Annotated in this window: 14 protein-coding genes; 2 read left to right on the top strand and 12 right to left on the bottom strand. The window is 67.0% G+C overall.

Annotation, left to right across the window (positions count from 1 at the left end):
• Positions 1 to 127 precede the first annotated feature (127 nt).
• Positions 128 to 964: a cytochrome b/b6 domain-containing protein gene (locus tag IEY14_RS02790; RefSeq protein ID WP_188906682.1), complete on the top strand. Its 837-nt coding sequence runs from the start codon at positions 128 to 130 to the stop codon at positions 962 to 964.
• Complete coding sequence (locus tag IEY14_RS02795) at positions 957 to 1,742, top strand: molybdopterin-dependent oxidoreductase (protein ID WP_188906683.1); 786 nt, start codon at positions 957 to 959, stop codon at positions 1,740 to 1,742. Before IEY14_RS02790 ends, IEY14_RS02795 begins: the two co-directional genes overlap by 8 nt.
• Here IEY14_RS02795 and IEY14_RS02800 read toward each other — a convergent pair whose 3' ends face one another.
• The 12 genes from IEY14_RS02800 to IEY14_RS02850 all read right to left on the bottom strand — a co-directional run bounded on the left by IEY14_RS02800 (position 1,743) and on the right by IEY14_RS02850 (position 13,795).
• Entirely contained in the window at positions 1,743 to 2,471 is a 729-nt protein-coding gene (locus tag IEY14_RS02800; protein ID WP_188906684.1) for an ATP12 family chaperone protein, read from the bottom strand.
• A gap of 3 nt (positions 2,472 to 2,474) precedes the next feature.
• Positions 2,475 to 3,464, bottom strand: coding sequence for an RluA family pseudouridine synthase (locus tag IEY14_RS02805; protein ID WP_188906685.1), 990 nt, complete (start codon positions 3,462 to 3,464; stop codon positions 2,475 to 2,477).
• Positions 3,465 to 3,499: 35 nt separating this feature from the next.
• Positions 3,500 to 3,880 (bottom strand): fluoride efflux transporter CrcB, encoded by a 381-nt coding sequence (gene crcB / locus IEY14_RS02810; RefSeq protein ID WP_210318260.1) that lies wholly within the window; start codon positions 3,878 to 3,880, stop codon positions 3,500 to 3,502.
• Between the two features lie 20 nt (positions 3,881 to 3,900).
• Complete coding sequence (locus tag IEY14_RS02815) at positions 3,901 to 5,235, bottom strand: replication-associated recombination protein A (protein WP_188906686.1); 1,335 nt, start codon at positions 5,233 to 5,235, stop codon at positions 3,901 to 3,903.
• A gap of 9 nt (positions 5,236 to 5,244) precedes the next feature.
• Positions 5,245 to 6,660 (bottom strand): DegQ family serine endoprotease, encoded by a 1,416-nt coding sequence (locus IEY14_RS02820; RefSeq protein ID WP_188907365.1) that lies wholly within the window; start codon positions 6,658 to 6,660, stop codon positions 5,245 to 5,247.
• Between the two features lie 154 nt (positions 6,661 to 6,814).
• The gene (locus IEY14_RS26080) at positions 6,815 to 6,946 is read right to left on the bottom strand and encodes a hypothetical protein (RefSeq protein WP_280515011.1); all 132 of its coding nucleotides are present in this window, start codon (positions 6,944 to 6,946) and stop codon (positions 6,815 to 6,817) included.
• 252 nt (positions 6,947 to 7,198) lie between these two features.
• On the bottom strand, positions 7,199 to 8,236 hold the full coding sequence (locus tag IEY14_RS02825; protein WP_188906687.1) for an SDR family oxidoreductase: 1,038 nt from the start codon (positions 8,234 to 8,236) through the stop codon (positions 7,199 to 7,201).
• Between the two features lie 95 nt (positions 8,237 to 8,331).
• Positions 8,332 to 8,757 carry a 50S ribosomal protein L17 gene (gene rplQ / locus IEY14_RS02830; protein ID WP_188906688.1) on the bottom strand — a complete coding sequence of 142 codons (426 nt, stop codon included), beginning with the start codon at positions 8,755 to 8,757 and terminating at the stop codon, positions 8,332 to 8,334.
• A gap of 140 nt (positions 8,758 to 8,897) precedes the next feature.
• Complete coding sequence (locus IEY14_RS02835; RefSeq protein WP_188906689.1) at positions 8,898 to 9,929, bottom strand: DNA-directed RNA polymerase subunit alpha; 1,032 nt, start codon at positions 9,927 to 9,929, stop codon at positions 8,898 to 8,900.
• Between the two features lie 145 nt (positions 9,930 to 10,074).
• Positions 10,075 to 10,461: a 30S ribosomal protein S11 gene (gene rpsK / locus IEY14_RS02840; protein ID WP_188906690.1), complete on the bottom strand. Its 387-nt coding sequence runs from the start codon at positions 10,459 to 10,461 to the stop codon at positions 10,075 to 10,077.
• An 81-nt stretch (positions 10,462 to 10,542) separates the two neighbouring features.
• Positions 10,543 to 10,911, bottom strand: coding sequence for a 30S ribosomal protein S13 (gene rpsM / locus IEY14_RS02845; protein ID WP_188906691.1), 369 nt, complete (start codon positions 10,909 to 10,911; stop codon positions 10,543 to 10,545).
• A 178-nt stretch (positions 10,912 to 11,089) separates the two neighbouring features.
• Positions 11,090 to 13,795, bottom strand: coding sequence for an MGH1-like glycoside hydrolase domain-containing protein (locus IEY14_RS02850; RefSeq protein WP_188906692.1), 2,706 nt, complete (start codon positions 13,793 to 13,795; stop codon positions 11,090 to 11,092).
• Positions 13,796 to 13,833 lie beyond the last annotated feature (38 nt).

Genomic DNA, 13,833 nt, shown 5'->3' on the forward strand with positions numbered 1-13,833 from the left:
ATCCGCTGACGCGATCCTCACGTAAATGCGTCGAACCGGGACGAAGGGTCCGGTTGACGCGGCGTCTCGCGCGGCGGCAAGCGGAACGCGCCGCATGCAGCGGGACCGGATGGCAAGGCTCGGCACGATGACACTCGCAACAACGCCACGGGAAACGAGCGGAGGGCTGGTCTATCGCCAACGTCTCGCGACGCGCGTGACGCATTGGCTTTGGGCGATCAGCCTGTTCTTCCTCCTGCTCTCCGGCCTCCAGATCTTCATGGCAAGGCCGGATCTCTATATCGGCCAGCAATCCGGCTTCCAGTTCGACAATGCCGTCCTGTCGATCGACGCGGTACAGAATGCCGACGGCTCGCTGAGCGGGGTCACCGATCTCTTCGGCCATCGCTTCGACACGACCGGCTGGCTGGGCGTCGTCGAAACCGCCTCCGGCCCGACGCCGCGCGCCTTTCCCACCTGGGCGACGATCCCGTCCTATCGCGATCTCGGCTCGGGCCGGGTCGTCCATTTCTTCTTCGCCTGGCTGCTGGTCGGCACCCTTGCCCTCTGGCTGGTCGCCAGTCTCGCAAACGGCCATCTGCGGCGCGATCTCCTGCCCGGCCGCGCGGACTTTCGCGATCTGCCCCGCGACATCCGGCGCCATCTCCGGCTGCGCTTCGAGCATCGGCGTGAATACAACACGCTGCAGAAGCTCTCCTATGTCGCCGTGCTCCTCGTCGCCCTGCCGCTGATGATCGCGACGGGCCTTTCGATGTCGCCCGGCTTCAACGCCTTCGCGCCTTGGCTGCTGGATGTCTTCGGCGGCCGCCAGACCGCCCGCACGATCCACTTCCTCGCGATGCTCTTCCTCGTCGCCTTCTTCGTCGTCCATGTCCTGATGGTCGTCCTCGCCGGTCCTTTCAACGAATTGCGGTCCATCGTCACCGGCTGGTACCGCACGCGCCCGGAGGCGAGCGATGCGTAAGTTCGATCTGTCGCGCCGCCGCTTTCTCACGGCCTCGGCCGTCGGCGCCGCCTCGTTGCCGCTCGCCGGCTGCTTCGACGCGGCCGGGACGATCGGCGGGCCGGTGCGCGACACGCTGGAGCGCGCCAACTCGCTCACCTACCGCATCCAGCGCCTGCTGCTCGGCAGCGATCATCTGGCCGCCGAATATGCCGAAAGCGAAATCCGCCAGCCGCAGCGGCCGAACGGTACCGTCAGTCCGCAGGACGACGACTATCTCGCTCTCGCCGACAGCCAGTTCGGCGCCTATCGGCTGGAGGTCTCCGGGCTGGTCGAGCGCCCGCTCAGCCTGTCGCTGGACGAGATCCGCAACATGCCGGCCCGCACGCAGATCACGCGGCACGACTGCGTCGAGGGCTGGAGCTGCATCGCGAAATGGACTGGCACGCCGCTCGGGCCCCTCCTCGATCAGGCGGGCGTCAAACCGACGGCGCGCTACGTCATGTTCGAATGTTACGACACGATGGAGCAGGGCTTCGCCGGGCCGGTGAAATATTACGAATCGATCGATCTGATCGATGCGCGGCATCCGCAGACGATCCTCGCCTATGGGCTGAACGGCGCGGCTCTGCCGGTGGCGAACGGCGCGCCGCTGCGCGTGCGGGTCGAACGGCAGCTCGGATACAAGATGGCGAAGTATGTCCGCGCCATCCGCCTGACCGACACGCTCGCCGGTGTCGGCGGCGGGCGCGGCGGTTATTGGGAAGACTACGGCTACGACTGGTTCGGCGGAATCTGATCAGGCCGCGCCGACCAGAATCGCGGCCGCCCGCATATCGGCGAAGCGCCGGGCGCGGCGCGCCTCGGCCTCTTCGTCGGCGCCCCATTGCTCGATGTTCCAGTCCTCGTCGACATGGGCGGCGGCCCAGGCGCGGTCGAGCGTCAGGCGCCCTTCGGCCACGGCGAGAGCGATCAGCGTGGAGCCGGTGATCGTCGTCATCTGATGCAGCGCGGCGATGCGGAACGGGTCGCTCTCGCCGGAAAGGCGCCCCCGGACGGCCGCGAGGCTCGCTTCCGGCTGGGCGACATGCATAACGCCCTCGCCGAGCAGGAATCGGGCCGCCAGCAGCCGTTCGGCCTCGGCGACGAGCGGGTCCCAAAGATCCTTCTGGCGCGCCACCAGCCGTTCCGGCCCATCGGCGCGATAGAAGAGAAGATCGGTCTCGGCATAGCGCGCCACCTCGTCGCGCACCGGGATCGGATCGTCGGCGACGCCGTCGATCACCGTGTTGACGAGACGCGTCAGAGGCATGGTGCCGGGATCGATCCGCTCGCCCTGCGCCCGCCATTCCGCCGCGATCGCCTCCGCCACCGCCAGCGACGGGACGGAAAGCGGGCGGCGGGATGGCGTCTTCAGCCCCTTTCCGTCGAGCAGCACGGCAAGACCGCCGTCGCGCGGCTCGACGGTCACATCCGTATAGAAGCGCTTCGGCAGGTCCGGCTGGGCCATTCGCTGGAGATCGGACATGGGTCAGGCCTCGCTGGCGCTTTCGTCGAAACCGAAGAGGTTGAAGGTCTGCACCATATGGGGCGGCAACGGCGCGATCTGATCGATCAGTCCGCGCCCGTCGGGATGGGGAATGCGGATGCGCCGCGCGTGGAGATGCAGGCGCTTCTGCACGCCGCCCGGGAACTCCCAGTTCGGATCGTCCTCGAAATACTTCGGATCGCCGATGATCGGATGACCGAGATGGGCGGCATGGACGCGCAGCTGATGCGTGCGCCCCGTATAGGGCTCCATCTCCAGCCAGGTGAAGCGCTGGGCGAGCGCTTCCACCACGCGATAATGCGACAGCGCATGGTCGGCGCCGGGATCGCCATGCCGGGCGATGCGCATGCGGTCGCCGTCCGGCGTCGATTCCTTCACGAGATAGGTGGAGATGCGCCCCTCCCGCTCGCGCGGCACGCCCTTCACCACCGCCCAATAGACCTTCTGCGTGTCGCGCTCGCGAAAGCTCTTGGTCAGCGCCACGGCGGCGCCGCGCGTGCGCGCCACGACGAGAATGCCCGACGTATCGCGATCGATGCGATGGACGAGACGCGGCTTCTCGCCCTTCTTGTTGCGCCAGGCTTCCAGCATGGCATCGACATGGCGCGAGACGCCGGAGCCGCCCTGCACGGCAAGGCCCGCCGGCTTGTTGAAGACGAGCACCTTCTCGTCCTCGTAGAGCAGCATCTGCGAGAGCACGTCGCCATCATGCCGATCGCGGATCGTGTTCATGGTCAGGGGGCCGGTCTTGCCGCGCGCGGCGTCGGCCTCGATCGGCGGCACGCGGATGATCTGGCCGGGCGCGACGCGCATGTCGGCCTTGGCCCGCCCGCCATCGACGCGGATCTGGCCGGAGCGCAGCAGCTTCTGCAGATGGCCGAAGCCGAGGCCGGGATAATGCAGCTTGAACCAGCGGTCGAGCCGCAGCCCCGCCTCGTCCGCCTCGACCTTCACTTGTGCGACGACCGCCATCCGCTATCCCTATCCTGTCGGCGGCAGCGATAGCATCATGCGAAGTGGCGCGCGAGCGCCAGCCCGGCGAAGAGCGCGCCGAAGCCGAGGATGAGGGTGCCCGCCACATAGGCGAAGGCCGTCGCGGCCTCGCCCCGCTCCCAGAGCACGGCCGTGTCGAGCGCGAAGGACGAGAAGGTGGTGAAGCCGCCGATGATGCCGGTGGCGACGAAGACGCGAAGCTCGGCCGAACCGCCGAGGCGCCGGGCCAAAAGCTCGATGAAGACCCCCATCGCGAAGGCGCCGACGAGATTGACCGTGAAGGTGCCGAGCGGCAGGCCCGGGCCGAAGAGGCGCGCCGCGCCGAGATTGACGAGCTGGCGGCCCACCGATCCGATGGCGCCGCCAAGCGCGACGAGGACGATCTGGTTCAGCATCGCGGGCCTCGCGCCTTCCCTCATTCGCCCCGTTCGCGGCGCAGCCGCGCCCAGTGATCCAGGCGCTTGGCGAGCGTCGCCTCGAAGCCGCGCGGCGTCGGGTCGTAGAACTGCTGGCGGCCGAGCTCCGAGGGGAAATAGTCCTGGCCGGAAAAGGCATCGGGCTCGTCATGGTCGTAGCGATAGCCGGAACCGTAGCCCTCGCCCTTCATCAGCTTGGTCGGGGCGTTGAGGATATGCTTCGGCGGCAGTAGCGAGCCGTTCTCCTTCGCCGCCCGCATCGCCGCCTTATAGGCGGTGTAGAGGGCGTTCGATTTCGGTGCGGTCGCGAGATAGACGGTCGCTTGCGCCAAGGCGAGTTCGCCTTCGGGCGAGCCGAGATAGTCGTAGGCATCCTTCGCGGCGCTGGCGATCACCAGCGCCTGCGGGTCGGCGAGGCCGATGTCCTCGGAGGCCATGCGCACCAGACGGCGGCCAAGATAGAGCGGGTCCTCGCCGGCATCCAGCATGCGGCAGAGATAGTAGAGCGCCGCGTCCGGGTCCGAGCCGCGCACCGATTTATGCAGCGCCGAGATGAGATTGTAATGGCCGTCCTGGCTCTTGTCGTAGACCGGGGCGCGGCGCTGGACGATCCGCTGCAGCGTCGCCGCGTCGAAGACCTCGCCGGGCTTGGCGGCGCGCCACACTTCCTCGGACAGCGTCAGAATCGCGCGCCCGTCGCCGTCCGCCATGCGGACGAGCATCGCCCGCGCCTCCTCGTCCAGCGGCAGCGTGCGTCCTTCCACCGCCTCGGCCCGCTCCACCAGCCGGGCGAGGCTCGCCGCGTCATGCGGGTGGAAGGTGAGGACGCGGGCGCGGGACAGAAGCGCGGCGTTCAGCTCGAAGGACGGATTCTCCGTCGTCGCGCCGACGAGAACGACCGTGCCGTCCTCCATCACCGGCAGGAAGGAGTCCTGCTGGGCGCGGTTGAAGCGATGGATTTCGTCGACGAAGAGCAGCGTCTGCCGGCCGTTCTGGCGACGCAGACGGGCCGCCTCGAACACCTTCTTCAGATCGGCGACGCCCGAGAAGATCGCGGAAATCTGCTCGAAGGCGAAATCGACCTGCGAGGCCAACAGACGGGCGACGGTGGTCTTGCCGGTGCCGGGCGGCCCCCAGAAGATCATCGAGCCGAGCGAACGGGTGCCGAGCATGCGCGTCAGGACGCCTTCCGGCCCGGTCAGATGGTCCTGGCCGACGACATCGCCGAGCGATTGCGGCCGCAGCCGATCGGCGAGCGGGCGCGCCGAGCCCGGCGCCGGGATGCCAGCGGGGGCCTTGTCGCGCGGCGGCGGCTCGCCGAAGAGATCAGCCATCGGCGCGGGTCATCGCACGACCTGCGCCAGCTTCTCGCCGTCGCGCATGATCTCGAAGCGCCAGCCGCGCCGGGTGTTCCCCGCCATCTTCTCCAGCGCGGCGGCGGAGCCGACCGCATCGCCGTTCAAGGTCAGGATCACGTCGCGCGGCTGCAGGGCGAAGCGCGCGGCGAAGGAGCCGGGCTGGATCGCGGTGACGACGACGCCCGTCATTTCCTGCGGCAGGTCGAGCTCGTCCGCCAGCCTCGGCGAGAGATTGGCGACGGTGGCGCCGGCGAAAGGCGTCTCGCCATCCAGCGTGCGCCGATCGGCGGCGGGCGTTTCCGGCGCCGGCTTCAGGGCGACATCGAGCGATTCCCGCTTGTCGCCGGAGAGGATCGTCAGCTTGGCGGAGCGGCCGATGCCGGCCGTCGCAAGGCGATAGCCGAGCGTATCGGGATCGATCACCTCGAAATTGTCGATGGCGAGCACGACGTCGCCGGCCTTGAGACCGGCGGCGGCGGCCGGCGTGTCGCGGATCACGTCCTCGACCAGGGCGCCGCGCGGGCGATCGAGGCCGAGCGCCTCGGCCACGTCGCGCGTCACCGGCACGAAACTCGCGCCGATGAAGGGCCGCTCGAACCGCCCGCCCTTCTTCGCCGATTCGACGAAGACGCGGACCATGTTCGACGGAATGGCGAAGCCGATGCCCTGTGACCCGCCGGAGCGCGAGAAGATCGCCGTGTTCACGCCGATCAGCTGGCCATGCACGTCGATCAGCGCGCCGCCGGAATTGCCGGGGTTGATCGCCGCATCCGTCTGGATGAAGAAGCCGAAATCGTTCTTGCCGATATGCGTGCGCGCCAGGGCCGAAACGATGCCGTTCGTCACCGTCTGACCGATGCCGAAGGGATTGCCGATGGCGAGCACGAGGTCGCCGATCTCCAGGCGATCCGAATCGGCGATGCCGAGCGTCGGCAGGGGGTTCGAGTCCTCGATCTTCAGGACGGCGAGATCGATGCGCTCGTCCTTCGACAGGATCCTGGCATCGAATTCCCGACCGTCGGCCAAAGCGACGCGCACCTCGTCGGCATCGGCGACGACATGGTTGTTGGTGACGATCAGGCCGCTCGAATCGACGATGACGCCGGAGCCGAGCGAGGATTGGACACGCGGCCGCTGGCGCTGCATCTGCCGGCCGAAGAACTGTTCGAAGAGCGGATCGCCGGCGAAGGGCGAACGCTGCTGCGGCAAGGTCTTGGCGGCATAGACGTTCACCACCGCTGGCGCGCTCTTCTTCACCAGCGGCGCGAAGGACATCTTCATCTGCGCCGCGTCGCCCGGCACCACGGCGCCGGCCTGGGCGGCGGGCGTCGCGGGAACGATCGGCAACGGCGTCTCTGCGAGCGCCCGGACGGAGCCGGAACCGAGACCGGCAAGCAGCATGACGGCTAGAACGGAACGATTCTTCACGCGACGATCCTCTCCGGCGACATCCGCGTCCGACGGCGGCTTTGGCTCATGGCCCTGAAGCCATGCCATTGCAACGAAAAAGGGGCCGCGAGCGGCCCCTTCCGACTGATCCGACGATGATATCCGCTCAGCGGGCGGAGACGTCCGCCGCCTGCATAGCCGGGCTGTCCCCCGCCGGGAGCTCGGCAGTGGCGTAGCTGGCGGTCAGGACGCCGAAGGCGCAGAAGGCCGCGAAGAGGGTAAGAAGCGTACGGCGCATGGAGGGGAGGCTCGGCTGGGGGTTGGTTTCCGTATGGTGCACGGAACTCATTTATCTTGCGTAAATTGCCACCGATCGGCGGCGGGATGGATTGTTCGCCATAGGAATGCCCTGTTCCGGCTTCGGTTTCGTCACGGTCGAAAAATCCTGCCGGAAAGCATGCGCCGCGCTATCGCATGGTTGACGCAAGCTTCGCTATCGCAAGCCGGCAACACCCGCGCCGTCTCGAAATTATGCACAGCCCGAAAGGGTTTAATGCAGACGGGCGGGAACGAGACCGTGCTCGGCGAGCGACAGCGCCGTGGCGGCGACCGTCTCTTCCGGCGGCAGAAAGGTCACACCCAGAATGTTTGTCGCCGGCCCGGCATCCAGATGCTTGATGCGTCCGAGCTCGGGCAGGGCTTGAGCCGCCTCCGAGGAGACGCGTGCGGCGAGACGGACCACCGGATCGGGCAGCGTCGCCTTCGGCAACCGCCAGCGCGCCTGCGGCACGGCGCGCCCGATCGCCGCCGCCATTTCGCGGAACGAGAGCGGGCCGGCGCTCGTGATGAAGCGGCGTCCGGCGGCCTCCAGCCGCTGCAAGGCCCGGACATGGGCCTGCGCCACGTCGCGCACGTCGACGATGCCGAGGGTGATCCGTGGCACGACGGGCAGAAGGCCCTGCATCATCATGCGGACGAAATGGACCGAGGTGCCGTGCTCGTCGTCGAGAAGCGGTCCGAGCACCAGCGAAGGATTGATGGTGACGAGATCGAAGCCGGCTTTCGCCGAAAAGTCCCAGGCCGCCGTCTCGGCCAGCGTCTTCGACAGGGCATAGGCGCTGATCGAGCGACTCTGGACGTTCGAGAAGTCGGCTTCGGTGAAGATCTGGTCCGGCCGATTCTCATGCCCGTAATAGATCGCGGCGACGGAGGAGGTGAGGACCACCCGTTCGGCCCCGGCCCGCTCGGCGGCGCGGAGCACCCGCAACGTGCCGCCCTTGGCGATGTCGGCGAGCGCCAGCTTGTCGCCCGGTGCTCGGCGCGGAAAGGGCGAGGCGACATGCAGGACGCAACGGCAGCCGGCGGCTGCCTCGTCCCAGCCGTCGTCCTGCGTCAGGTCGGCCTTGACGATCTCGAAGCGACGCTGGTCGAGCCCGAGCGCGCGAAAGGCGCGCAGCGTGTGCTCGCGCTTGCTGGAATAGCGGACGGTGCCGCGAACCCTATAGCCGGCCTGGAGCAGCGCCACGCAGACATGCTTGGCGATGAAGCCGGAAATGCCGGTGAGAAGAACGAGATCGCCTTCGGCCAATGCCGTCGCTCCAAGCCCTACGCCAAACTCAAGGCCAGAGATGCCGAAGGGCCCCGTAGGGCCCTTCCATGACTTCCGAATGTCGTCGCGGACGATCAGGCGGCGGCGTCCTCGCCGGCTTCCGCCTCGACGCGCTCGCGATCGAGCTTGCCGCGCGCGTCGACGTCGCGGTCCACGAATTCGATGACCGCCATCGGGGCGTTGTCGCCGCGACGGAAGCCGGCCTTCAGCACGCGCGTATAGCCGCCATTGCGCTCGGCATAGCGCGGGCCGAGCACGTCGAAGAGCTTCGTCACGACGCTCGGGTCGCGGACCTGCGAGATGGCCTGACGGCGGGCATGGAGATCGCCGCGCTTGCCGAGCGTGATCATCTTCTCGACGATCGGACGCAGGTCCTTCGCCTTCGGCAGCGTGGTGACGATCTGCTCATGCTCGATGAGCGAGGCGACCATGTTGGCGAACATGGCCTTACGGTGGCTGGCGGTGCGGTTGAGCTTCCGGCCGCGATTGGCGTGACGCATGGGTTCAGTTCCTCGAAAAGGGCCGGATCGTGCCGGCGGACGGCATCCTCGCTAACCCGGACGGGCCGGGTGCATGTGCCTTTGGATGATTGGCAGGCGAAGACCCGCCGCCCGGAGGCGACGGGTCGAGTCGTTGGGGATCAGTACTGATCCTCGAAGCGCTTGGCCAGGTCGTCGATGTTCTCCGGCGGCCAGGACGGCACTTCCATGCCGAGGTGCAGGCCCATGGAGGCCAGCACTTCCTTGATCTCGTTCAGCGACTTGCGACCGAAATTCGGGGTGCGCAGCATCTCCGCCTCGGTCTTCTGGATGAGGTCGCCGATATAGACGATGTTGTCGTTCTTCAGGCAGTTGGCCGAGCGGACCGAAAGCTCCAGCTCGTCCACCTTCTTGAGGAGGGCCGGGTTGAAGGCGAGTTCGGCGATCTGCTCGTCCTGGGCGCTCGCGCCACCACGGGCATCGCGCTGCGGCTCCTCGAAATTGACGAAGACCGAAAGCTGGTCCTGCAGGATGCGCGCCGCATAGGCGACGGCGTCCTCGCCCGAGATGGAGCCGTCGGTGACGATCTCCATGGTCAGCTTGTCCTTGTTGAGGTCCTGGCCCTCGCGGGTCGCCTCGACACGGTATGAGACCTTCTTCACCGGCGAGAAGAGCGCGTCGACCGGAATGAGGCCGATCGGCGCGTCCTCGGCCCGGTTCTGATCGGCCGGCACGTAGCCCTTGCCCGTGTTGACCGTCAGCTCCATGCGGATCTCGGCGCCCTCGTCGAGCGTGCAGATCTCGTGCTCGGGGTTGAGGATCTCGATATCGCCGACCGTCGAGATGTCGCCGGCATAGACGACGCCCGGACCCGACTTGCGCACGACCATGCGCTTCGGGCCTTCGGACTGCATCTTGATGGCGATTTCCTTGACGTTCAGCACGATGTCCGTGACATCCTCGCGCACGCCCGGGATCGAGGAGAATTCGTGCAGCACGCCGTCGATCTGGATCGCGGTGACGGCCGCGCCCTGGAGCGAGGACAGGAGCACGCGGCGCAGCGCGTTGCCGAGAGTCAGGCCGAAACCGCGCTCCAGCGGCTCGGCGACGAGCGACGCCTTGGCGCGATTGCTGCCGCTCTTGAAGACGACCTGATCCGGCTTGGTGAGATTCTGCCAGTTGCTTGCGATCATGACGATCAGCCTTTCAGTTCCTCGCCACCATCCAATCGTGGCGATAGGTCTGAGACGGGAGCCCGACCGCTCCCTGAACGAACGACATCCGCCCACCCGGCTCCGAAGAGAAACCGTGGCGGGCGGACGAAAAGACGGTGCGGTCTTAGACGCGGCGGCGCTTGCGCGGACGAACGCCGTTATGCGGGATCGGGGTCACGTCGCGGATCGACGTGATGGTGAAGCCCGCGGCCTGGAGGGCGCGCAGCGCCGACTCACGACCCGAACCCGGACCCGACACCTCGACCTCGAGGGTGCGCATGCCATGCTCCTGCGCCTTGCGGGCGCAATCCTCGGCGGCGATCTGCGCGGCGAAGGGGGTCGACTTGCGCGAGCCCTTGAAGCCCTGCTGGCCGGCCGACGACCAGGAAATGGCGTTGCCCTGCGCGTCGGTGATCGTGATCAGCGTGTTGTTGAAGGTCGACTGGACGTGCGCGACGCCCGTCGAGATGTTCTTGCGCTCGCGGCGGCGAATGCGCTGCTCCTTGGCCATTCTTTTTCTTCCTTAGATATCCACACCGCCGTAATGCCAGCGGCTCCACCACAGAAGCGCTCCCTCGCGGAGCGCCACCGATTACTTCTTCTTGCCAGCGATCGCCTTGGCGGGACCCTTGCGGGTGCGGGCGTTCGTATGGGTGCGCTGACCGCGAACCGGCAGGCCGCGACGATGACGCAGGCCGCGATAGCAGCCGAGATCCATCAGGCGCTTGATGTTCATGGTCGTCTCGCGACGCAGATCGCCCTCGACCTGATAGTCGCGGTCGATGATCTCGCGGATCTGCAGGACCTCGGCATCCGTCAGGTCGTTGACGCGACGCTCGGGCGCAAGATTCACCTTCTCGCAGATCTGCTGCGCATAGTACTTGCCGATGCCGTGGATGTACTGCAGCCCGATGACGACGCGCTTGTTGCTCGGGATATTGACGCCTGCGATACGGGCCAAGGACCGTACTCCTCAAGAGATGGGCGCTACGCCCGAATGTTGCTGGTGAAACGCCATGGACCAAGACGAGGAGGCTGAGCATTCGCAAAGGAAAGCCGCCCCGGTCGCGCCGGATTCGCGTTTGGTTCGTGCTATAGGCCCCGGCGCCCGGTAAAGTCAACCTTTCTAGGCATTTCCTTCACGCATCGGCTTTCGGCCGGGCACCGGCGCAGGGCGCGGCCGGAAACAGGCCGCCGGGGATCTCGCGGCGCGGCTGCAGGAAGAGCGCGACGAGGGCGGTCCAGCCCGTCTGATGCGCGGCGCCGAGCCCGGCGCCCGTCTCGCCGTGGAAATATTCGTGGAACGGCATCAGATCGGCGAAATGCGGATCGGCGGATGCGAGAGTCTGCGCGCCGAGCACCGCACGCCGCCCTTGCCCATCGCGCAGGAAGATCGTCGTCAGCCGGCGGGCGATCTCGTGGGCGGCCTCGGAGAGCGAAAGCTGGCGCCCGCTGCCGGCCGGACATTCCACCTTGTAGTCCGGCCCGTAGAAGTCCTCGAACGTGTGCAGGGCCTCGATCAGCAGCGCGTTGACCGGCATCCAGATCGGGCCGCGCCAGTTCGAATTGCCGCCGAACATGGTGGTGGTCGATTCTCCCGGCTCGTAATCGACGCTGAAGACCTCGTCGCCGGAGCGGAAGCGAAACGGATCGGCGGCATGGGCCTTCGAAACCGAGCGCAGGCCGTAATCCGACAGGAACTCGGTCTCATCCAACATCCGGGCGAGCAGCGCCCGCATCCGATGGTTCCGCAGAAGCGCGAGGAGCAGACGACCGCCCTCGCCCGGCCGATCGACATCGGAAACCTCGCTCGTCAGGTCCGGCCGATGTTCGAGCATCCAGCGCATGCGCGCCGCGAAGCCCGGAAAGCGCTGGCGCACATCGCTGGTCAGCACTTCCACGGCGCAGAGCGGAATGAGTCCCACCAGGGAGCGGACGCGCAGGAATTCCTTGCTGCCATCGGTCAGTTCCAGAACGTCGTAGAAGAACTGATCCTGCTCGTCCCACAGGCCCGTGCCGCCGGTCTTCGCCATGGCGGAGGCGATGCCGAGGAAATGCTCGAAGAACTTGGAGGCGATGTCCTCGTAGACCGCATCCGCCTCCGCGAGGAGCAGCGCGATATGCATGAGATTCAGCGCATACATCGCCATCCAGGCCGAGCCGTCGGACTGGTCGATATAGCCTCCCATCGGCAGCGGCGCCGAGCGATTGAACGGTCCGATATTGTCGAGCCCGAGAAAGCCGCCCTGGAAGAGGTTGCGTCCGTCGACATCCTTGCGGTTCACCCACCAGGTGAAGTTCAGCATCAACTTGTGGAAGACGCGCTCCAGGAAGGCCCGGTCGAAGCGGCCCGTCAGCGCCGCGTCCATCCGGTAGACGCGCAGCGCCGCCCAGGCCTGAACCGGCGGATTGGCATCGCCGAAGGACCATTCATAGGCCGGCAGCTGTCCGTTCGGATGCATGTACCATTCGCGGCCGAGGAGAAGCAGCTGGCTCTTGGCGAAGTCCGGGTCGATCAGCGCCATGGTGACGGCGTGGAAGGCGAGATCCCAGGACGCGTACCAGGGATATTCCCACTTGTCCGGCATCAGGATCACGTCGGAATTGTCCAGATGATCCCAATCCGCGTTGCGCCCCGCTTTCCGGCTCTCCGGCGGCTTGGGCTGCGCCGGATCGCCGTCCAGCCAGCGATGGACGTTGAAGTTGTAGAACTGCTTCGACCAGATCAGGCTGGCGAGCGCCTGGCGCTGCACGAGCCGCGCATCGGGGTCCGCCATGTCCCATTGCAGGGCGCGATAAAACTCGTCCGCCTCGTCGCGCCGCAGGCGGAAGACATTGTCGAAGGTGGCGACGCCCATATCGGCGCAGCTCTCGGGCGCGAGGCGGTAGCGCAGCACAAGCTTTTCACCGGAGGCGAGGACGTGGCGGCTATAGGCGGCGCATTTCGACCCCGTCTCGGCGGCGGGGCCGTTGCCGCCGGCGGTCACCCAATCGCCGATCGCGTCCTTCGGCAGGCGATCGCTCGGCGCTTCGCCGAAAAGCAATGTTCGATTCGTCTCGTTCTCGCAGAACAGGAACCGTGCCTCCTGCAACGCCGAGAAGCGGAGGGCGGGACGCTGCCCCTTCCGCCCGACGACGGTGTTCGGGCGATCCGGCACGATCTCGGCGCGCGGATTGCCGTCCTTCCAGTCCCAGGTGTTGCGCGCCCAGAAATGCGGGAGAATGCAGAGCGGCGCCGCATCCGGCCCGCGATTCTCGACCGTCACCCGCATCAGGATGCTGTCGGCGGCCGCCTTGGCATATTCGACCGTGACGTCGAAATAGCGTCGTTCGGCGAAGACGCCCGTATCGGCCAGCTCGTATTCCGGCAGGTTCTGCCCGCGCCGCCGGGCGTTTTCCGCGATCAGTTCGGCATAGGGAAAAGCGGCCTGCGGATATTTGTAGAGCATCCGCAGATAGGCGTGGCTCGGCACGGCATCGAGATACCACCAGAGCTCCTTCACGTCCTCGCCGTGATTGCCCTCCTCGTTGCCGAGCCCGAACATCCGCTCCTTCAGGATCGGATCGCTTTCGTTCCAGAGCGCCAACGCCAGACACCAGCGCTGCTTCTCGTCGGAAAAGCCGGCGATACCGTCCTCGCCCCAGCGATAGGCGCGGGAGCGCGCATGCTCGTGCGGGAAATAGCGCCAGGCATCGCCATCGGCGCTATAGTCCTCGCGGACCGTGCCCCATTGCCGTTCGCTGAGATAGGGTCCCCATTGGCGCCAGCCGCCCGCGGCCGCCTCGACGATGCGTCGCCCTTCCGCCGTCTCGAAAAGATGCGGAGCCTCCGTCCGACCGTCCATGTCGCCTCGCCGCCCGTGCCATGTCCCGTTGCGACATA

The organism is Aureimonas endophytica (assembly GCF_014642635.1).
GTDB lineage: Bacteria > Pseudomonadota > Alphaproteobacteria > Rhizobiales > Rhizobiaceae > Plantimonas > Plantimonas endophytica.

Excerpts from the sequence above, each read along its gene's own strand:
- rplQ (WP_188906688.1), bottom strand. The coding sequence starts at position 8,757 with ATGCGTCACGCCAATCGCGGCCGGAAGCTCAACCGCACCGCCAGCCAC.
- IEY14_RS02790 (WP_188906682.1), top strand. The coding sequence starts at position 128 with ATGACACTCGCAACAACGCCACGGGAAACGAGCGGAGGGCTGGTCTAT.
- crcB (WP_210318260.1), bottom strand. The coding sequence starts at position 3,880 with ATGCTGAACCAGATCGTCCTCGTCGCGCTTGGCGGCGCCATCGGATCG.
- IEY14_RS02800 (WP_188906684.1), bottom strand. The coding sequence starts at position 2,471 with ATGTCCGATCTCCAGCGAATGGCCCAGCCGGACCTGCCGAAGCGCTTC.
- IEY14_RS02850 (WP_188906692.1), bottom strand. The coding sequence starts at position 13,795 with ATGGACGGTCGGACGGAGGCTCCGCATCTTTTCGAGACGGCGGAAGGG.
- IEY14_RS02835 (WP_188906689.1), bottom strand. The coding sequence starts at position 9,929 with ATGATCGCAAGCAACTGGCAGAATCTCACCAAGCCGGATCAGGTCGTC.
- IEY14_RS02795 (WP_188906683.1), top strand. The coding sequence starts at position 957 with ATGCGTAAGTTCGATCTGTCGCGCCGCCGCTTTCTCACGGCCTCGGCC.
- IEY14_RS02820 (WP_188907365.1), bottom strand. The coding sequence starts at position 6,660 with ATGCTGCTTGCCGGTCTCGGTTCCGGCTCCGTCCGGGCGCTCGCAGAG.
- rpsK (WP_188906690.1), bottom strand. The coding sequence starts at position 10,461 with ATGGCCAAGGAGCAGCGCATTCGCCGCCGCGAGCGCAAGAACATCTCG.
- IEY14_RS02815 (WP_188906686.1), bottom strand. The coding sequence starts at position 5,235 with ATGGCTGATCTCTTCGGCGAGCCGCCGCCGCGCGACAAGGCCCCCGCT.
- IEY14_RS26080 (WP_280515011.1), bottom strand. The coding sequence starts at position 6,946 with ATGCGCCGTACGCTTCTTACCCTCTTCGCGGCCTTCTGCGCCTTCGGC.
- IEY14_RS02805 (WP_188906685.1), bottom strand. The coding sequence starts at position 3,464 with ATGGCGGTCGTCGCACAAGTGAAGGTCGAGGCGGACGAGGCGGGGCTG.